Here is a 20,028-nt window from a genome sequence, read left to right as displayed (position 1 = left end):
CCCTAGCCTTTATTTATGTATAAGTCATGTTATAGTAAAGGCGATCGCACTTTCTCTCACTATTTATTAACATAAAAAAAATTAATGCACAAAATAGCCGCCACACCGGGAGGTTGGAACCCTCAAGCAGAAGGAGTAATTTTTATTCAGCAAACCCCCGCACCAATAGTATTTATTAGTGCTGCTGACACCGACATTCAAACTCTCGCAGCGGCGGCATCCAAAATGCCGGCAGCATTCCCCAAACTGCGCGCAGTAAACCTGCTTCAGTTGCAGCAACAACTAACAATTGATACTTATGCCGAGGAAGTTTTAGAACGCGCAGAGGTCATAATCTTAAGACTGTTAGGAGGGCGTTCTTATTGGTCTTACGGGTTAGAAATTCTGCGGGAAACGGTGCAGAAAACTAAGGCATCACTGATTGTAATGCCGGGAGAAGACAGTCCAGATCCCGATTTAATCAGCCATTCCAATGTATCGCTGTCAGCAGTAAATAGACTGTGGCGCTATTTCACAGAAGGCGGAGTCCAAAACTTTGTTAATGCACTCAAGTTTACCGCTGATATTTGTCTGAAAACTTCCTACAATCCGCCGCTACCGCAAACAGTTTCTCGGGTGGGGATTTATGAGTGGGATGGACGCGCGGGGGCCAGTTTTGAAACTTTCCAACCAGATTCAGATCCCCCTAAATCCCCCTCCCGGGGGACTTTGACAACTTCTGGCTCCCCCCTTATTAAGGGGGGCTGGGGGGGATCTGCGGGCTTACTAACCCAGCCTAAAGTCGGAATTTTATTTTATCGCGCTCATTACTTATCAGGAAATTTAGCACCAATCGATGCACTTTGTCAAGCTCTAACAGAGCGAAACTTAGTACCGGTTCCCGTTTTTGTGTCTTCGCTGCGGGAACCAGATTTGCAAGTAGAATTGCTGGAATATTTTACACCCAAAGACTCAGAACCAATTCAATTATTGCTCAACACCACAAGTTTTGCTGTCTCCGGTTTCAGCAGTCAAGAACCGGAACAAAACAGCTTAAAATGCTTAGACGTTCCAGTATTGCAAGCAATCTTCAGCGGCGGCGGTTTGGAACAGTGGGAAACTGAATTGCAAGGACTTTCCCCCCGCGATGTGGCGATGAATGTCGCACTGCCAGAAGTAGATGGTAAAATCATTACTCGCGCGGTTTCTTTTAAAGCCGTACAGACTTGGAACAGCGAATTAGAAACAGATGTAGTAGGCTATGTCGCAGCGGGCGATCGCATTTCATTTGTAGCAGATTTAACCGCGAATTGGGTGAAGATGAAACAAACCCCAGCCGCTAACAGACGCATCGCCATAATTCTCGCAAACTATCCCACCCGCAACGCCCGCTTAGCCAACGGCGTCGGCTTAGATACGCCCGCTAGCTGCGTGGAAATCCTCAAAGCTATGCAGCAAGCCGGCTATCAAGTTGAAAACATCCCCGCTAGCGGCAACGAGTTAATTGAACAGTTGACTTCGGGCGTGACAAATGACCCGGAAGGACGCGATTTGCAGCCTGTTCGTCAATCTTTGGATTTGGCAGAATACGAACAATATTTTGCTACTTTGCCGCAGCAAGTACAGGATGGGATTTGCAAAAGATGGGGATTACCAGGAAGCTATGCACAAAATTCAATAACTAACAATACGTTTTTTCCGATTCCGGGAATTCAATTCGGCAATGTATTTGTGGGAATTCAACCCTCGCGCGGCTACGAACTTGACCCTGCCTTAAATTATCACGCGCCAGATTTGGAACCTACCCACAATTATCTAGCTTACTATTATTGGCTGCGAGAAAAGTTGGGAATAGATGCGATAATTCATGCGGGAAAACACGGCAATTTAGAATGGCTTCCCGGTAAAAGTGTCGCATTATCTAATAAATGTTATCCAGAAGTAGCATTGGGCGCGCTGCCGAATTTTTATCCGTTTATTGTCAACGATCCGGGGGAAGGTTCCCAGGCAAAAAGACGATCGCAAGCTGTGATAATCGACCACCTGACACCGCCGATGACTCGCGCCGAACTCTACGGGCCTTTGCAGCAGTTGGAAGCCTTAATCGACGAATATTGCGAAGCCCAAAGCTTAGATCCGTCCAGATTGCCGATGATTCGCGATCGCATCGTCGCCCTCACCAACAAAGAAAACTTAGATAAAGACTTAGGAATCCAACTAAATAAATCGGAATTCACAGAATTTATCACCCGCACAGACGGCTATCTTTGCGAACTCAAAGAATCGCAAATCCGATCCGGATTGCACATTTTCGGGCAGTGTCCCGAAGGTAGACAGTTGAGAGATTTGATAATTGCGATCGCCCGCCATCCTAGCACAAATCGTTCCGGCTTAACCCGCTCCCTCGCCCAAGACTTAAATCTAGATTTCGATCCCTTAACCACCGCAGGCGATTTAACCGCCGAATTAGAACAAACAGCCGCAGAATTAGTAGATGATTTAATTAAAAACATCCGCGTTCATCCGCGTCTATCTCTGGTTAAAATAGGAGAAGCCACCCAACAAGAATTAGATTGGATTGCCAACTATCTTTTACCTTCACTCCTGCAAACAAACCAAGAAATTACCAACCTGTTGCGCGGATTGGATGGGCGACACATCCCCAGCGGCGCATCCGGCGCGCCCACCCGCGGCAGACCCGATGTATTGCCCACAGGCCGCAATTTTTACTCGGTAGATATCCGCGCCATTCCCACAGAAACTGCTTGGAGAGTTGGCAGAGTTGCGGCCGAAACTTTAATCGAAAGATACACTCAAGAAAACGGCGAATATCCCAAAAGTTTGGGTTTGTCAGTGTGGGGAACATCCACCATGCGGACGGGGGGAGACGACATCGCGGAAGCCTTAGCATTAATCGGAGTTCAACCGATATGGGATGGGCCTTCGCGCCGAGTTGTAGATTTTGAAATTTTGCCTGTTTCTGTTTTGGGGCGGCCGCGCGTTGATGTTACTTTGCGGATTTCTGGATTTTTCCGCGATGCTTTTGCTAATTTAATTGATTTGTTTGACTCTGCGGTGAAAGCTGTGGCAGATTTGGATGAATCGGCGGAAGACAATCCTTTAGCAGCGCAAGTTAAGGAAGAGGTTTTGTATTGGGAATCGCTAGGAGTGAGTAGGGAAGATGCGCAAGTGCGATCGCAATTTCGAGTCTTTGGTTCTAAGCCTGGGGCTTACGGTGCGGGACTTCAGGGCATAATTGAAGCTCAAAACTGGACAAGCGACGGCGATTTAGCAACAGCTTACATTAATTGGAGCAGTTACGCCTATACTTCCTCTAGTTCATCAAATTTACCGGGAGATGTAGCAGGAGTTCAACAGAGTGAATGGGGATGTTGTGCACCGGAAGCATTTGCACAGCGCCTCGGCCAAATGCAAATAGTTCTGCAAAACCAAGACAACCGCGAACACGACATCCTCGACTCCGACGATTATTATCAATTCCAAGGCGGAATGACTGCGGCAATTCGCAATTTGCAAGGGAAAAATCCTGAAACTTATTTCGGCGATAACTCGATTCCCGAGAATCCGAAAGTGCGGCAACTGAAAGAAGAAATTGCGCGGGTTTACCGCAGCAGGGCGGTAAATCCGAAATGGATTGAAGGGGCGATGCGCCACGGTTACAAAGGTGCTTTTGAAATTGCTGCAACGGTGGATTTTTTGTTTGCTTACGATGCTACGGCAAATTGTGTAGAAGATTTTATGTATGCAGGAATTGCAGAGGCTTACATTTTTGATGAAAAAGTGCAGGGATTTATCCAGGAAAATAACCCTTGGGCGCTGCGGGATATGGCGGAAAGATTGCTAGAAGCGCGCCAGCGGGGGTTGTGGCAGAGTGCCGATCGCGATACGCTTGATAAATTGAGGTCGATCGCCCTGCAAGCCGAAGCAGTCATCGAATCCCATACCGAAATACGCAATTAAGGTCGCGATCGCAGCGAGAGACTTTCGGCAGTTTGCGGTAATATCTACTAATGTTTCGCGAACGGTGAAAGCTGTATGATTCGCCGCTACATTGCTAACCTCAGTACCAGCATCTTAAAACGTACCTGCGCCGCAGCCGCCGCGATCGCGCTAACCACAGTCGGATGTTCGCCACCCAAGCCGCCCAACACCGCAGCGGCATCTAGCCCGATCGCATCATCCTCCGTCCTAGCGCAGCCACCAACCTCTGTGTTAGCTAAAAACCCCAACAAAACCAAAAAATCCCTCAGCGTTCCCTCCTGCCCCCAAAACGATGGCTTTGCGGAGTCAGTTAACTTTGCCACCCAGGCCGCGAATTTGGCTCAATCTGCCAATTCAAAACAAGAGTGGGACGAAGTAGCCGCCCTGTGGGTGCAGGCCGTCGCTTGGATGCAAGCGGTTCCCCCCGGCAGTCCCAGACGGGCGTTTGCCGAGAAAAAAGTCATCGAGTACATGAAAAACCTGGTTTATTCGCAACAGCAAGCGGGCGCAACCCGATCGCAAGCCAGTACCGTCAGTTTCAGCAGCGATTTGCTGGACGAACAGCTAGAACTTTACCTATCCTACGTTGCAGCCGTCGGGCCGCCAGATGTTTTGATTGTCGGTAGTTCCCGCGCATTGCAGGGCGTCGATCCCAAACAGCTAAAACAATCTTTGGCGGCTAACGGGCGTCCGGGTTTAAAAGTATTTAACTTTGCCGTCAACGGCGCAACTGCCCAAGTAGTTGACTTTCAACTGCGGCGACTTTTAAAGCCCGATCATTTGCCTCAAATGATTGTCTGGGCGGACGGTGTGCGCGCATTTAACAGCGGCCGGGACGATCGCACTTTTAATTCGATCGTCGATTCTGAAGGCAGCAAGCTTTTAGCCGCAGGCGTCCGCCCCAAACTCCCGTCCGATGAACCTAACGCGATTCCCCAGTGTTACAGATTCCCGCAGCCCTGCAACACCGGTGGCGGCGGCACTTTCCGCCGAGCACAGGCATCTGTCGATCGACCCGATCCGGGCGGGCTCCATGCCGAGAATGCTGCAAGATATAAGTTAAAATTGATCGCAGCATCTTTCAAAACCCAAAAAGCACAATTAATTCCAGTCTCGCAGCCGACAACAGTAGCCATCCGACAAGTCAGCGAATTGGCAGATGCGATCGACTCTAACGGATTCATGCCTATGTCGGGAAGTTACAATCCCAACACATATTATCGACAACGCGCTTACGTTTCAGGCCAGTACGATCGCGACTACGAAGACTTCAACCTCGGCGGCGAACAAGCAACAGCCTTTAATTCAGTTGTAGCATTTACCAAAACTCGCAAAATCCCCCTAATTTTCGTCAATCTGCCCCTCACCGACGACTACTTAGATCCCACTCGCCGGTGGGCAGAACAGCAGTTTCGGCAGCGAATGCAGCAACTCTCGCGCCAAAAAGGCTTCGCTTTCCGGGACTTGTCGCAGCGGTGGCCTGGCCGCAACGACTATTTTTTTGACCCCAGCCATCTCAACCACTTTGGGGCGATCGCAGTTTCTCGCCTACTCGCCTCCGATTCCAGCATTATCTGGCCGCGCCCGAAATCCCGAAGTATCGACGGGTGAGAAAATAATTTCTCATTGCCAGCTCTGCCGACCGATTGTCGAGAATAGTTCAATATGTGGTATCCTTTCTCAAGGCTAAAGTACCGCCTTCGATATCAGTCATCTGAAGTCAAAGGTGTGATTAGCTAGGCAGACGAGAATCCCTAGGCCATAATCTTTGATTTGGTGAGGGAGTATGTCACCTTGGTTTAATTTCAAACTCCCTCAGCCTTTGATACTCCCTTCAACTGTTCAATAAATATATTTATCATGCTAAAAAATCAAAACGGAACCAAAAAATATTACTCCGTCATCAATAATCATCAACAATTTAAAAAGGAGAAAGTATCTTCTTTTGCAGAAATTTGGGAATGCAAACAAACTGGAGCAAAATCTCTACATTCGAGGATTGAGATTCTACCTGGCGATGTTATTGCTCAAATAGGTATTGAGGGATATGTCGAAAAACCTAATTATTTATCAGTTCAAATCGACGATACAAAACATATTTTGCTAGTTCCAAATTTTTTGCAGTATATCAATCATAGTTGTGACCCTAATGTTTTTTTTGACACTATGAATATGGTGGTTACCTGTTTGAGAAAAATTGATATGGATGAAGCAATAACATTCTTTTATCCATCTACAGAGTGGTCTATGGAACAAGGATTTGATTGTCTGTGCGGGAGTGAAAAATGTCTGGAGAAAATTCAAGGAGCATCATATTTGTCCAAAGATATTCTTAAAAAATATAGGTTAGCTGAACACATTAGTAAAAAACTATGAACTAAGGAGAAAAAACGTTTCCAAAAGCTGGGATTATATTCTAAAGAAACTTTGAACGGAATAAGCTGTTCTGCATTTAAATTATATGTCAAAAAACAATCAAACTCTTGTGGGGAGTAGGGGTTGGGCTTCTAGCCCGCTCCGAATATACAATTTAAATGCGCGACAGCTTAAGCTTGATTCCAAGACAGCAAATTACTAATGAGATGGCAACACCCAATATCGCTCTGAGTCAGTTAACTACTGGCTCTACCTATAACGAAACCTTTAATCGAGAGATTGTTGGCAGAGTCAAAACTTTTCAAGCCTCCTATCCCTCAAAAAAAATCTATATGATGGCCTGGGGTGACACGAGTCAGCCATTACCACCAATAGTAGTTCGAGCTTTAATTGATGAAGCAACAAAGTTAGGAAATTTCAACACTTATACAGGCTATGAAGATATTAATGGCAATCCAGAACTGAGAAAAGCTATTTGTCATAAATATTACCAACAAAAACTAAGTATTGAGTTTGATAGTTCAGAAATTTTTGTTAGTGACGGCGCACAATCATCTTCAGCTAATCTCCAAGAACTTTTTGGTTTAGATAATTCTGTGGCCCTGCAAAACCCTACTTATCCTTCTTTTGTTGAGGGAAATTTATTAGCAGGGAGAAGCCAATTTATTGAATTGCATTGTGACGAACAAAATAATTTTGTACCACCACCTCCCAAACAAAAGGTAGATTTAATTTATTTGTGCTTTCCCAACAATCCTACGGGAGCAGTTGCTACAAAAGAACAACTTAAAGGCTTTGTTGACTATGCCAGAAGCCATCAAGCTGTAATTATTTTTGATGCAGTTTATAGCTGGTTTGTGAATACCCCCAACATTCCCAGGAGTATTTATGAAATCGAGGGGGCTAAAGAATGCGCGATCGAAATTAATAGTTTCTCCAAAATTTCCAGCTTTACTGGTTTGAGGTTGGGTTGGTCTGTAGTTCCCCATACCCTCACCATTAAAAATACTACATTCGGAGAACTAAATCAGATGTGGAGCATTAGAAATTCAATTAAGTTCTGGGGAGCTTCTAATTTAGCCCAACAAGGTGGCATTGCTGTATTATCCGCACAAGGTCAAAAAGAATGTCAACAAAATATTGACTATTATCTAACTAATACTCGTCTTCTCCGACAAGCCTTGTCAAACCAGGCTTTTAATTGTTTTGGTGGTACAGATAATCCTTATATCTGGCTCAAAGCACTAGGAACAATGACATCTTGGCAATTCTTCGAGAAACTATTACAGGAAATGGGCATTGTTGGTATTCCTGGTTGTTTGTTTGGTAAGAGTGGAGAAGGTTATTTAAGGTTAAGTAGTTTAGTCACAAAAGAAGTAATTCAAGCAGTGGTTTCAAATCTCAGCTAAATTTAGTTAATTGTATTATGGAGATGTGAAATGTCGAAAATTGTAGGATTATGGACTGCACCAAGGTCTTGCTCAAATGCTTTTCTCAAAACTTTTTCTCAACGTCAAGACACAGAAATCATACACGAACCCTTTGCTGATATTTATTACTTTAGTAAATGGCGACGTTCTAAGAGTATGGGAGAGGATGAAACACGACTTAACACTAACAAACAAAAAGTAATTAATAGGATTAAATCCACAATAGCTCCTTTGGTGTTTTTTAAAGACTTTGCTTACGAAGCACTACCTTATGATCTCCCTCAAAATTTTTTGAATTGTTGTACTAATACTTTTCTTTTGCGCAATCCGAAAGAAGTAATCGATCCTTGGTATCGTGTAGGAATGTATTATCCTACTGAAGAGGAGTTAGGCTTTGTCGCCTTAGAGCGAATGTGGACTATAGTGACGATACAATTAAAACAAAAACCGATTTTAGTAGAAGCTAATCGTTTTCGTCATGAGCCGACAACAATATTGAAGTCTTATTGTCACCAAATTGGTATAGAATTTGAGCCAGCCATGCTTGAATGGAATGATAGTATTATGAAACAAGGACATTCTCATTCACAAGAGTTTTACCAAAAATGGCGCCAAACATTACATAGTAGTAAAACAATACTTCCTCCTAAAAATATTGACATAAAAATCCGTCCTCAAGATATGGAAATGATTGAAAATGCGATGATAATTTATCAAAAAGTAGCTTCTTTCTCATTGTAACCTTTTAAATAAAGATGCCGTACAAAATGAAAATTAAGCAAGTATAGAAAATATAAGTAATGGCAGTGCTACTGATTGGAGAAATAGAGCCTACAGATACTTGGTTTGTAGAATTAATTGCAGAATTAAAAAAATCTATGCCCCATATAGATTTGCGAGTTTTCCCGGATTGTGGAAAGTTTCAAGATGTTGAGATCGCCCTAGCATGGAAACCTCCACTGGGAGCATTGCTAAAATTTCCCAATCTTAAGCTGATTATTTCTTTAGGAGCTGGTGTAGATCATATTTTAAGAGACCAAAATTTACCTCATAATATCTCAATTGTTCGTCTTGTTTCGCCCGCTAAAACATTACAAATGGCTGAATATGTCAATTTAGCTGTTTTGTTTTTTCATAGGAGATTATTTGATTATCAACAATTACAGCGGTCGCAACAATGGGCATATTTGTCTATATCCAATTCTCAATCATTCACCGTGGGAATTATGGGTTTGGGCGCTTTTGGTTCAACAGTAGCTAAAAGACTTAGAGATATTGGTTTATCTGTCCGAGGATGGAGTCGAACCCCTAAAGAAATTGCAGGAATTAAGTGCTTCTATGGACAAGATCAATTTAGACTTTTTTTGAGTAAGTGTCGCGTACTCGTGTGTTTGTTGCCGCTAACATCAGAAACCGAAAATATTCTTAATGCTGATACATTTTCTGCATTGTCTCAACCAGCTTACTTAGTTAATGTTAGTAGAGGAAAGCACTTAGTAGAAGCAGATTTATTCAGTGCATTAGATTCTGGTAAAATTGCAGGAGCTTTTCTGGATTGTTTTTGTACTGAGCCATTGCCAAAAGATCATCCTTTTTGGCATCATCCTAGAATTATAGTTACTCCTCACATATCTGCTGCTGGTATACCTAGTGAATTAGCAGATCAAATTATTGATACTCTTATGAAATTTAAACAAGGCAAACCATTGAAAAATTTGGTTGACTTGAAGCAAGGTTATTGACATCTGGTTCAATTGCACAATTGTCACTTTTATTTCTGGTAGTAGGCATTGCAACTGTGTTAGTATGTAGAACGTCGGCTGTGTATGGCTTTTGATTTGTCGTTCTGAAAGACAATAACTCTACTACATCAGCCCTCTCTCTTTATATTGCCGTCCCTGGTACAAATTTTCAGGTCTACAATGGCGATGGTAGATTTGAGGCTGACTCTAAAATCTAAAAAGCGAAAATCCCAAATCTAAAATCTAAAATCGATAGGTTGTGCAACTAAAACAAGTAATTATCGCCCACAAAGCCAGAGATACCCTCAGCCAGCGGTGGGCCGAACAGTGTGCCCGCCAGTTAGAAAGTCGCGGGTGTCACGTTTTAATGGGCCCCAGCGGCCCGAAAGATAACCCGTATCCGGTGTTTTTAGCTTCTAGTAACAGCCCAATTGATTTAGCGGTGGTGCTGGGGGGCGACGGTACGGCCCTAGCTGCTGCGCGGAATTTGGCGGCTGACGGCATCCCGATTTTGGCTGCGAATGTGGGGGGACATCTGGGCTTTTTAACCGAGTCTTTTGAGGATTTCCAAAATACTGAGGAGATTTGGGACAGACTTTCGGAAGACAGGTATGCTGTGCAGAAGCGGATGATGTTGCAGGCGGCGATTTTTGAGGGAAACAGAACTAATCTTGAACCGGAAAGCGATCGATTTTTGGCACTTAATGAAATGTGCGTCAAACCTGCTTCTGCCGATCGAATGCCGAGCTGTATTCTAGAAATGGAAGTTGACGGCGAAGTAGTCGATCAATATCAAGGCGACGGTTTAATTGTGGCAACTCCCACCGGTTCGACTTGCTACACCGCATCTGCCAACGGGCCGATTATCCACCCTGGAATGGACGCGATCGCAGTTACTCCGATTTGCCCTTTGAGTTTATCCAGTCGGGCGATCGTCCTGCCGCCCGGTTCAGTCGTCAGCATTTGGCCTTTAGCAGATTACGAACTCAGCACAAAACTCTGGACTGACGGCATTTTGGGTACAGCAATTTGGCCGGGACAGCGCGTAGATGTGCGGATGGCAGACTGCGAAGCCAAGTTTATCATTTTGCGGGAAAACTATTCTTATTACGGCACTTTGAGGGAAAAACTTCACTGGGCCGGAGCCCGAATTCAGTACAGCAACAATCACCGCAATTAATCCAAATCATCTACCTTTTGTAGTGAGGACTTCAGTCCAATGGCTTTGAGTCGGACTGAAGTCCTCACTACAAACCTATTGATCTGTACTCTGTTAAGATCACTCAATATCTTGACAAGCAGCCCGATCCATGCAGACTCTCAAACCATCAACCCGACCTTTCAACCATCAAGATACATATCCCTGTCCCGTGTGCCGCACCGGTCAAATTTCCACCATGCCCATGATGGAAGCCCTCGCTTGCAACTTCTGCCAGCACATTTTTACCGCAAGCGAAGAAAGACAATCGCTGAAAATGGCCGATCGCCAACCGCCCGTAACATGGCACTGGAACGGCAAAAAATGGATAGGAGCACACCTCGAAGGCGTAGAATTCGGATGGCCCTATTTTGCAGCGGCGATCGGTCTAGTCTTCCTTCCCACTACCTTACTCGGACTTTCGGCTTACTACTTTCCCCCGATTCCCGGCAGCCGCTTGTCGTGGTTCCCCGCAGCTTGGACGGGCTTAGCCTTTTTGTCCCATTTAGGCATTGTGCTGTGGTTGGTAGCTGAATTTTATCAATTCCCGGTGGGCACTTACTTCAGAGCTTGGGCGCGCAGGATTCGCCGGCGCTAGCTGGATGCTCTCAAACGGGCGATCGACCTCAACCGCCCACCAGCCTCAATTTAGGTAAAATTAGAGGCGATCGCAAAAGTCAATTCCCAATCAGCACTTAAGCAGCTATAATCGTTAGCTATTCTAAATAGTCAAAAGCAAACGCATTGCGATTTGTGAGGAGAGCGATGAACATACTTGGAATCTCGGCGTATTACCACGACAGCGCCGCCGCCTTAATTCGCGATGGAGAAATTATCGCCGCAGCGCAGGAAGAAAGATTTTCCCGCAAAAAGCACGACGCCAGATTTCCCAAGAATGCGATCGCCTATTGCCTGAAAGAAGCGAACATAGAATTGCGGGAACTCGATCGAATAGTCTTTTACGACAAGCCTTTAGTCAAATTCGAGCGCCTTCTTGAAACCTATTTAGCTTACGCACCCCAAGGTTTTCGCTCTTTCTTAACCGCCATGCCCATATGGCTCAAAGAAAAGCTTTACCTCAAAACCATGCTCAAAAGAGAGCTTGCAGAAATGGCAAACTGCAAAAAGAATAAATTGCCATCTCTGCTATTTACCGAACACCACCAATCCCACGCAGCCTCAGCATTTTTCCCCAGTCCATTTCAAAAAGCCGCCGTTTTGTGCCTCGACGGCGTGGGCGAGTGGGCCACAACCTCCGTCTGGTTGGGAGATGGCAACCAACTTACACCTCAGTGGGAAATCGATTTTCCCCACTCCTTGGGTTTGCTTTATTCAGCTTTCACCTATTACACAGGCTTCAAAGTCAACTCTGGCGAATACAAACTCATGGGTTTAGCACCCTACGGCGAACCCAAGTTTGTAGACAAAATTCTCACCCATTTAATCGACCTCAAAGATGACGGAACTTTTCGTTTGAACATGGATTATTTCAACTACACTGTTGGCTTAACCATGACAAATCAGAAATTTGACGAACTCTTTGAAGGGCCGCCGCGCAAAGCTGAAGGAAAATTAACTCAGCGGGAAATGGACATTGCAGCATCCATTCAAGTTGTTACCGAAGAAGTTGTTTTGCGGCTTTGCAGAACAGTTAAAAAAGAATTGGATGTCGATTATCTTTGTCTTGCTGGCGGCGTTGCTCTCAACTGCGTTGCTAACGGCCGACTCTTGCGGGAACGTATTTTCAAAGATATTTGGATTCAGCCGGCGGCGGGAGATGCTGGCGGTGCTTTGGGCGCGGCTTTGGCGATTTGGTATCAGTATTGCGAACAAACTCGCACTGTGAGCGTGAACTCGATAGCAAATAGTAGAGAATCCCTCAAGACTGAACTTATCACTACAAACGCAGCGGTTGAGGAGAGAACGGAAGTTCTAACTGCAAACCAAGCGGTGGCAACTGTGGCGAAGTCTGTTGCTCATTTAACTTGTCACGACCAAATGAGGGGTTCATATTTGGGGCCGAGGTTTACTGACGCAGAAATTCTCGAATACTTGGATGCTGTTAAAGCCAGCTATCACCGATTGGACGATGCCGAATTAATGCCACAGTTGGCTGAAATTTTGGAACAGGGAAATGTGGTAGGATGGTTCCAAGGGCGGATGGAATTTGGGCCGCGGGCTCTGGGCGGTCGATCGATTATTGGCGACCCCCGCAATGCTAAGATGCAGTCCGTGATGAACCTGAAAATTAAATATCGGGAATCATTTCGACCTTTTGCACCCTCAATCTTAGCCGAACGAGTTGCGGATTATTTCGAGATTGACCATTCCAGCCCTTATATGCTATTAGTAGCTCCAGTCAAAGCCAGTCTCCGCATTCCCATGACTGCGGAACAAGAGCAGTTGTTTGGCATTGAAAAGCTCAACATTCCGCGATCGGAAATTCCGGCTGTCACCCACGTCGATTACTCGGCTCGCATCCAAACTGTTCACAAAGAAACCAATCCTCGGTACTATGACTTAATCAACCATTTTGAAGAGCGATCGGGATGTTCGATTTTAGTCAATACTTCGTTCAACGTCCGAGGCGAACCAATTGTTTGCACTCCTGAGGATGCTTACCGCTGTTTCATGCGCACCGAAATGGACTATCTAGTTTTAGAGAATTTCTTGATTCCCAAATCCGAACAAATTCCTTGGAAACAAGATGAGGCTTGGAAAAATGAATTTGAACTAGATTAGCAAAAAGGTTAGTTTTTGAGTTTTTTCATAACAGAAAAGATGAGCGTCAAGCCGTCTTAACAACCATCTCAAATGTAATCACAGACTGCTGTGTGACGATTAGACCCGATCCCCCCGCATTCTTGCCCCCTACTCGACCCCTACTCCCCTTTTTAAGGGGGGGACAAGAGTGTCAAAGTCAACCCCTACTCCCCTTTTTAAGGGGGGGACAAGAGTGTCAAAGTCGACCCCTACTCCCCTTTTTAAGGGGGAGTAGGGGGTATGCCAGGGGGATCGAGCCTCGGATACAAGCGAGATTTATCAAGAGTTTTAGACGATTGTTGATACCTCTTCCCTCTCCCTTCTTCCTTCTTCCTTCACAATGAGCGACGAAATTAAAAAACTCGATAAAAAAGGCCTGCGCGATTTCGGGCTGCTAATTGGCAGCTTGATTGCACTGCTCTTCGGTTTAGCAGTACCTTTACTGCGGCGGCATTCTATACCTTGGTGGCCCTGGGCAATCTGCGCAGTCCTAGTTGTGCTAGCATTAGTTGCGCCGAAATCCCTGAATCCCGTTTATCACGGATGGATGAAGTTTGGACTGCTCCTCAACAAGATCGAAACGCCGATTATTTTGGGGATAGTTTTTTACCTGATAATTTGGCCGATGGGAGTTATCAAAGGCCTATTTGGTGAAGATGCAATGCGGCGGAAACTCAATCCTAAAATGGATACTTACCGCGTCCCGAGTAAAGCAAGAACAAAAGTTAGCATGGAGCGTCCTTTCTAAGTGTTTGAATCAACATTAGACTTTCTCAAAGATTTGTGGGCGTTTATGAAAGAACGCCAAAAGTATTGGCTGCTGCCATTAATTGTGACTTTAGTCTTTTTGGGAGCTTTGATTGTATTGAGTCAGGGTTCTGTGATTGCTCCGTTTATTTACACTTTGTTTTGACAGAATGAGCAAGTTAAAAAATTTGGGTGTCAATTTGGGTTTGACACTTGGCGGTTTATTGATGGGGGTAATAATTGGTGAAATTGGATTGCGGGTGGCGGGGATTAAAGGCTATCCAAAAATAGGAGATTTTGGAGAGTCGGCACCGACTCATTTCCACACTTCCGATCCGGATTTGGGCTGGAAGCTCAAAGCGGGTGCGTCGGGGGAGTGGAAAGAGGAAGGTGCGAGTTTTGTGCAGGTGAATAGCGAGGGTTTGCGCGATCGTGAACACGCGAAACCTAAACCTCCCAATACTTTGCGGGTGGCAGTTTTGGGCGATTCTTTCACCGAAGCAATTCACGTACCTGTAGAACAAACTTTCTGGTCTAAATTAGAACGAAAATTGGGAAATTGCGAGGCTGTAAAGGGGCGAAAAAATGTTGAGGTAATTAATTTCGGGGTGCAGGGTTACAGCACGGCTCAAGAATTAGTTATGCTGCGAAAAAAGGTGTGGGATTATAATCCAGATATTGTAGTGCTTGCCTTTTTTACGGGCAACGATATCATCAACAATTCGCCCAAATTGGAATACGACCTTTACCGACCATTTTTTGTGTATGATGCTAGCGGTAAGTTAGTACCAGATATGTCTTTTCGCAATCGGGCGCCGATCGATCGCAACGAAAGAGCAGTTTCCTTTGTTGACAGGCTACCAAGGTGGCTTGTCAACAATTCGCGGATTTTGCGGGTTGTGAAAAAAGCCGATATAGAGAGGAAAAAGCGGCACTTGTCTGAGGATTTTACGGCTTTGAGTACCAAAAATCTCAAGCCTCCAGAGGATGCAGTTTGGGAAAATGCTTGGAGGGTGACTGAGGGTTCGATCGTGACGCTGCGGAATGAAGTAGTGCAGAAAAATGCTGATTTCTTGCTGGTAGTTATTGGCGATCCGATCCAAGTCGATCGCGATCCGGCGAAGCGGAAAAAGTTTATGCAGGAAAACAATATTCAGAATTTGTTTTATCCCGACCGGAGGCTGGAAAAGTTGGGCAATCGCGAGGGTTTTCGGGTATTAACTTTAGCCGAACAGTTCCAAGGTTACGCTGAAAAATTTCAAGTTTGCGCCCACGGTTTTGACAATTCTGTACCCTGCGGCGCCCACTGGAACGAACTCGGACACCGACTGGCCAGTATCAAAATCAGCCAAAATTTGTGCCAACAATTGAAGCAGTCTCAACTCCCAAAGCGTTAACCGTAATTTGTCTAATTTTATGAAACATTCAACGGTACTAAAAAACGGCAAAAATCTGTTGATTTTAATCGCTGTTAATTTGGCGATCGCCTTTATTTGCCTGGAAGCTTTATCGCTCGCTTTTTACTTTATCAACCAAAAGCAGTTTTTTTATACCAGAACCAAAGGTAAAGAAAAAGTAGTAGAAGATATGGAACGCCTCGGCATTAGGCTAGATGAATCAATCGTAGAAAGACTGCACCCGTTTTTTGGCTACGTCCTCAAACAAGGTGCTTTTACCAACGAAAAATTAAAATTAAAAGTCAACAAACAAGGCTTTTTTTCCCTGTACGAGTATCCGTTTGTTAAAACCAATAAAAAACAATTTATTATCGGAGTTTTTGGCGGTTCAGTTGCCAATAACTTTGCTGTAGACGAATATATAAATCAAAGATTGTCGAAAAAATTGCAGAGTAATCCAGAATTTGCCGATCGCGAAATTGTGATTTTAAATTTTGGCAACGGCGGATACAAGCAACCCCAACAATTATTAATTTTAAATTATTTTCTGGCTTTAGGTCAAGAGTTAGATTTAGTCATCAATATTGACGGTTTTAACGAAGTAGCACTGTCAAATTTAAACAACAAAGCCCAGCTACAAATAGGAATGCCCAGCGTCCAGCACATACAGGGGCTGACGAGTTTAGCCAACAACAACTTATCGCCAGAAGCGATGAGTTCCATCGTCCAAATTAACGACAACAAAAAACAGTTGAAAGCAGGTATTGACAAATTGCAAAATTGTCAATTTGCTTTGTGTCACGCCGTTACCTCGCTGCGGGTGAAACAATTAGTCAACGATTACCAGCAAGCAGTTGTCAAATACGACGCGCAAGTCAAACAAGCCAACTCTGACACGGCAAATAGCGGTATAGTATACATTCCCAAAGCTGACTCTGTTTTTCCGGATCGCGCTGCTTTTGACAAAATGGCATCGCTGTGGTACGAATCGTCGATCGGGATGAATCAAATTTTATCAAGTAGAAAGATTAAGTATTTTCACTTTATCCAGCCCAACCAGTATTATCCCACTAAGCGAGCGTTTACCGCCAAGGAAAAGGAAATCGCGATTAACAAAGAGAGCCCTTACATTGAAGGGGTAAAAAAAGGTTATCCGGTGCTGTTGTCCAAAGTTGATGATTTGCAAAAAGCTGGGGTGACTGTTTTTAGCGCAGTGAATATTTTAGACAATACAAAAGAGACGGTTTACAAAGATGCCTGCTGCCACTATAATTCAGTGGGAGAAGAAGTATTGGCAAACTATGTTTCTAGTTCCATTATTAAAGTAGTAAGAGAGTCGAAATAGATATTTATGAAAGATTTTAAGTTGATTAACAAAAGCCAAGAAATCCTAAAAATCACTTTTATTAACTTAGCCCTTTTACTGGTTTTCCTCGAACTCGGTTCCCTGGGATGGTATTTTGTCAAGCACAAGCAATTTTTCTATACTAGATCGAAGGCGCAAGATAAGTCGGCTTTAGGAATTAATTTAGAAGGAGTGCGGCTGAATCAGTCTATTGTCAACAGGCTGCATCCTTTTTTTGGATTTATTGAAAAACCCGGCCCCGATTTTCGCCCCGGTTTTAAAGTTAACAATTACGGGTTTATGTCTCCCTACGACTATCCTTTCAAAAAAAATAAGCCTAATCAATTTATTATCGGAGTTTTTGGCGGTTCCGTGGCTTCTAATTATGGAATATTTGAAGTTCAAAATAAAATTTTAGCTCAATACCTCAAGCAGCTTCCCGGTTTAAAGGATAAAGAGTTTGTAATTTTGTCTTTTGCTACCGGAGGCTACAAACAGCCGCAACAGTTATTAATTTTAAACTATTTTTTGGCTTTAGGTCAAGAACTGGATTTGGTGGTCAATATAGATGGATTTAATGAAGTAGCACTTTCTAATTTAAACAATAAAAATAAAATTGATTTGGCGATGCCTAGCATTCAGCACCTTATGCCGCTGACTAGCTTGGCTAATAATAGCCTTTCTCTCAAGGCGATGGAATTAACTATCAAAATTCAAAAAACTAAAAATAGGATTAATGATGGTTTGGAAAGTTTAGAGAACTGCTCTTTAGCTGCGTGCGATGCTTTGACTTCTGTTTACGTTCAAAATTTAGTTAACAATTATCGCAAAGATGTGATTCGGTTTGAAAGAGAACGCAGCAAAAAGCAACAAGATGGTGAGGGCAGCGTTATTTATTATAATAAAAATAATTATATTTTAGATGATGCAGCAGCTTTTGAAGAAATGGCGTGGAATTGGGCAAAAAGTTCAATTTTTATGCACAAAGTGCTGTCGGCTAGCAACGTTCCTTATTTTCACGTTTTTCAGCCCAATCAATATTATCAGACGAAAAGGGTGTTTAGCGATGCCGAGAAGCAGATTGCTTTTAATCAGGATACTCCTTATGCTAAGGCTGTTGAAATTGGCTATCCGGCTCTTTTAAGTAAGTTTTCTAATTTACGAAAAAATCAGATTAATATTTTGAATGGGGTTAAGGTTTTTGACAAGACTAAAGAGGTTGTTTATGTAGATAGTTGCTGTCATTACAATAAAACTGGACAGATGGTTTTTAGCAATTATGTGGGCAGTTCTATTCTGGAATCTATGCGGAAGGATGAGGCTAGGAGTAATAAGAAGTAGGGGAGGGGAGCATCTCATTTTTGTAAGAAGTCATTAGTCATTAGTCATTAGTCATTAGTTATTTTCTTGAGTAGTCGTAGGGTGCGGATACATGAAAAATCCTCAAAGTCGATCGACTTTTCGAGTAGCGACGCACCTGATACTATTTATAAAAAAGCTTGCTTAAGACAAAAATTTTGGGCGGGGTGAAACGGAGGGTTGTGTCCTGGGCCGTTGAAAAAAACAGGTGCGTCGCTATTAGATTGTCGATCTTTCTTGAGGATTGTCTTTCTTCGACGCACCCTACGGATACTGTTCCACCACAATCAATTTTCTTGTGGGCTGTTTCTAGGTTTTTGGTTGGATTTTAGGTCGATCGCCCGTGGAGTCGAGCGGCATTACCAAGATCTTATCAACTCGGTTGCCGTCCATATCGACGACTTCGACGCGCAAACCGTTCCACTCAAAATGCTCGGCCGATGCCGGAATTTTGCCCAAATTTGTAATCACAAAACCGCCCATTGTGTGGTAACTTCCCCTACTTTCTGACGAGGATTCTTCAATTCCGAACAGTTCAAAGAAATCCTCGACCGGCAGCATTCCGTCCAACAGCCAAGAACCGTCCTCGCGCTGCACGGCTTGCGGTTCGTCGGCATCTTCAATCGAGGGAAAGTCGCCAACCAGTTCGACTAAAATGTCGTTGACAGTCACCAATCCTTGAATGACGCCGTATTCGTCTACCACCAAGGCAATTTGATTGCTAGATTGCTTGAAAAGCTCTAAAACTTTTAAACCTCTGGTGCTTTCGGGGACGAATAAAGGCCGGCGCAAAGAAGCACTTAAATCGAGGGGTTGACCGGTCAAAGTGCGAGATAACATATCGGTAACGTGTACTAAACCGAGAACGTTATCGATCCCTCCCTGACAGACGGGAAACCGAGAATGACCGCTGCCGAGCATTTTTTGGCGGTTTTCTTCTACTGAGTCGTCGAGGTCGAGCCAGACAAGATCGGGTCGCGGCGTCATTAAGGCGCTGACTCGCCGATCGCCCAAACGGAAGACTCTTTCCACCATGTCTTGTTCGGCTTCTTCAAAGGTGCCGGCCTCTGTTCCTTGCTCGATTAAAACTTTAATTTCTTCCTCTGTAACTTGCGGTTCTGTTGAAGGCACAATCCCCATAATCCGCAAGATTAAGTCAGTGGAATAACTTAAAACATAAACGGCAGGAGCGCCAATTTTTGAGAGCATTCGCATGGGAATAGCGACGCTTGAGGCGATCGGCTCGGGGTTGTTGAGGGCCAGCCGCTTCGGCACGAGTTCGCCGATAATTATGGTGAGATAAGTTATGGTTAAAATTGCGATGACAGAGGCGATCGCCTGAGAGTAGGGCGCCAAAGCCGGAATCAAGCGCAACAGAGGCTCTACTCTTTTAGCAATGGTCGTTTCTCCGAAAGCGCCCGACAGGATAGCCAGCAGCGTAATCCCGATTTGAACTGTCGGCAAGAACTGATTCGGGGCATTAGCCAGATCCAAAGCTACACGGGCATTGGTCGAACCCTGGTTAGCCATCTGTTGCAGTCTCACCTTCCGTACTGAGATGATGGCCATCTCTGACATCACAAACACGCCATTGAGGAAAACCAGCAGGAAAACAATCAGAAGGTCGGTACTTGGGGACATTTCTCAAATTATCGGTGGTAAAGGCGAAGCGCACTGCCCGGTTAGTCGA

The 20,028-nt window shown here is 44.3% G+C and carries 15 protein-coding genes; 14 read left to right on the top strand and 1 reads right to left on the bottom strand.

Annotation, left to right across the window (positions count from 1 at the left end; all coding sequences use genetic code 11):
• Positions 1-84: 84 nt before the first annotated feature.
• The 14 genes from cobN to QUB63_RS06830 all read left to right on the top strand — a co-directional run bounded on the left by cobN (position 85) and on the right by QUB63_RS06830 (position 18,320).
• Entirely contained in the window at positions 85-3,960 is a 3,876-nt protein-coding gene (gene cobN / locus QUB63_RS06895) for a cobaltochelatase subunit CobN (protein ID WP_332944058.1), read from the top strand.
• Between the two features lie 75 nt (positions 3,961-4,035).
• Positions 4,036-5,592, top strand: coding sequence for a hypothetical protein (locus QUB63_RS06890; protein WP_332944057.1), 1,557 nt, complete (start codon positions 4,036-4,038; stop codon positions 5,590-5,592).
• A 249-nt stretch (positions 5,593-5,841) separates the two neighbouring features.
• Positions 5,842-6,357 carry an SET domain-containing protein-lysine N-methyltransferase gene (locus tag QUB63_RS06885; RefSeq protein WP_332944056.1) on the top strand — a complete coding sequence of 172 codons (516 nt, stop codon included), beginning with the start codon at positions 5,842-5,844 and terminating at the stop codon, positions 6,355-6,357.
• 206 nt (positions 6,358-6,563) lie between these two features.
• Positions 6,564-7,766 (top strand): LL-diaminopimelate aminotransferase, encoded by a 1,203-nt coding sequence (locus QUB63_RS06880; RefSeq protein WP_332944054.1) that lies wholly within the window; start codon positions 6,564-6,566, stop codon positions 7,764-7,766.
• A 30-nt stretch (positions 7,767-7,796) separates the two neighbouring features.
• Complete coding sequence (locus QUB63_RS06875; protein ID WP_332944053.1) at positions 7,797-8,528, top strand: sulfotransferase family protein; 732 nt, start codon at positions 7,797-7,799, stop codon at positions 8,526-8,528.
• Positions 8,529-8,587: 59 nt separating this feature from the next.
• Entirely contained in the window at positions 8,588-9,529 is a 942-nt protein-coding gene (locus QUB63_RS06870; protein ID WP_332944051.1) for a 2-hydroxyacid dehydrogenase, read from the top strand.
• A 259-nt stretch (positions 9,530-9,788) separates the two neighbouring features.
• Entirely contained in the window at positions 9,789-10,709 is a 921-nt protein-coding gene (locus tag QUB63_RS06865) for an NAD(+) kinase (protein WP_332944050.1), read from the top strand.
• A 130-nt stretch (positions 10,710-10,839) separates the two neighbouring features.
• Entirely contained in the window at positions 10,840-11,325 is a 486-nt protein-coding gene (locus tag QUB63_RS06860; RefSeq protein WP_332944049.1) for a hypothetical protein, read from the top strand.
• A 167-nt stretch (positions 11,326-11,492) separates the two neighbouring features.
• Complete coding sequence (locus QUB63_RS06855) at positions 11,493-13,469, top strand: carbamoyltransferase family protein (protein ID WP_332944048.1); 1,977 nt, start codon at positions 11,493-11,495, stop codon at positions 13,467-13,469.
• Positions 13,470-13,830: 361 nt separating this feature from the next.
• Positions 13,831-14,238: an SxtJ family membrane protein gene (locus tag QUB63_RS06850; protein WP_332944046.1), complete on the top strand. Its 408-nt coding sequence runs from the start codon at positions 13,831-13,833 to the stop codon at positions 14,236-14,238.
• Positions 14,239-14,403 carry a DUF5989 family protein gene (locus tag QUB63_RS06845; protein WP_190734603.1) on the top strand — a complete coding sequence of 55 codons (165 nt, stop codon included), beginning with the start codon at positions 14,239-14,241 and terminating at the stop codon, positions 14,401-14,403.
• Between the two features lie 4 nt (positions 14,404-14,407).
• Positions 14,408-15,634, top strand: a complete 1,227-nt coding sequence (locus tag QUB63_RS06840) for an SGNH/GDSL hydrolase family protein (protein WP_332944045.1) — start codon at positions 14,408-14,410, stop codon at positions 15,632-15,634.
• A 19-nt stretch (positions 15,635-15,653) separates the two neighbouring features.
• Complete coding sequence (locus tag QUB63_RS06835) at positions 15,654-16,979, top strand: hypothetical protein (protein ID WP_332944044.1); 1,326 nt, start codon at positions 15,654-15,656, stop codon at positions 16,977-16,979.
• 6 nt (positions 16,980-16,985) lie between these two features.
• The gene (locus QUB63_RS06830) at positions 16,986-18,320 is read left to right on the top strand and encodes a hypothetical protein (RefSeq protein WP_332944042.1); all 1,335 of its coding nucleotides are present in this window, start codon (positions 16,986-16,988) and stop codon (positions 18,318-18,320) included.
• Positions 18,321-18,647: 327 nt separating this feature from the next.
• On the opposite strand, the gene QUB63_RS06825 is transcribed toward QUB63_RS06830, so the two are convergent.
• Positions 18,648-19,979, bottom strand: a complete 1,332-nt coding sequence (locus QUB63_RS06825) for a hemolysin family protein (RefSeq protein WP_332944041.1) — start codon at positions 19,977-19,979, stop codon at positions 18,648-18,650.
• Between the last annotated feature and the right edge of the window lie 49 nt (positions 19,980-20,028).

The sequence above is a fragment of the Microcoleus sp. ARI1-B5 genome, assembly GCF_036705795.1.
Taxonomy (GTDB): Bacteria; Cyanobacteriota; Cyanobacteriia; order Cyanobacteriales; family Microcoleaceae; genus Microcoleus.
The sequence above is the reverse complement of the archived record's forward strand: the minus strand, read 5'-3'. Positions and strand labels throughout refer to the sequence as shown.

Coding starts and splice junctions, on each gene's coding strand:
- QUB63_RS06855 (WP_332944048.1), top strand. CDS start 11,493: ATGAACATACTTGGAATCTCGGCGTATTACCACGACAGCGCCGCCGCC.
- QUB63_RS06870 (WP_332944051.1), top strand. CDS start 8,588: ATGGCAGTGCTACTGATTGGAGAAATAGAGCCTACAGATACTTGGTTT.
- QUB63_RS06890 (WP_332944057.1), top strand. CDS start 4,036: ATGATTCGCCGCTACATTGCTAACCTCAGTACCAGCATCTTAAAACGT.
- QUB63_RS06880 (WP_332944054.1), top strand. CDS start 6,564: ATGGCAACACCCAATATCGCTCTGAGTCAGTTAACTACTGGCTCTACC.
- QUB63_RS06830 (WP_332944042.1), top strand. CDS start 16,986: ATGAAAGATTTTAAGTTGATTAACAAAAGCCAAGAAATCCTAAAAATC.
- QUB63_RS06850 (WP_332944046.1), top strand. CDS start 13,831: ATGAGCGACGAAATTAAAAAACTCGATAAAAAAGGCCTGCGCGATTTC.
- QUB63_RS06840 (WP_332944045.1), top strand. CDS start 14,408: ATGAGCAAGTTAAAAAATTTGGGTGTCAATTTGGGTTTGACACTTGGC.
- cobN (WP_332944058.1), top strand. CDS start 85: ATGCACAAAATAGCCGCCACACCGGGAGGTTGGAACCCTCAAGCAGAA.
- QUB63_RS06875 (WP_332944053.1), top strand. CDS start 7,797: ATGTCGAAAATTGTAGGATTATGGACTGCACCAAGGTCTTGCTCAAAT.
- QUB63_RS06835 (WP_332944044.1), top strand. CDS start 15,654: ATGAAACATTCAACGGTACTAAAAAACGGCAAAAATCTGTTGATTTTA.
- QUB63_RS06885 (WP_332944056.1), top strand. CDS start 5,842: ATGCTAAAAAATCAAAACGGAACCAAAAAATATTACTCCGTCATCAAT.
- QUB63_RS06825 (WP_332944041.1), bottom strand. CDS start 19,979: ATGTCCCCAAGTACCGACCTTCTGATTGTTTTCCTGCTGGTTTTCCTC.
- QUB63_RS06860 (WP_332944049.1), top strand. CDS start 10,840: ATGCAGACTCTCAAACCATCAACCCGACCTTTCAACCATCAAGATACA.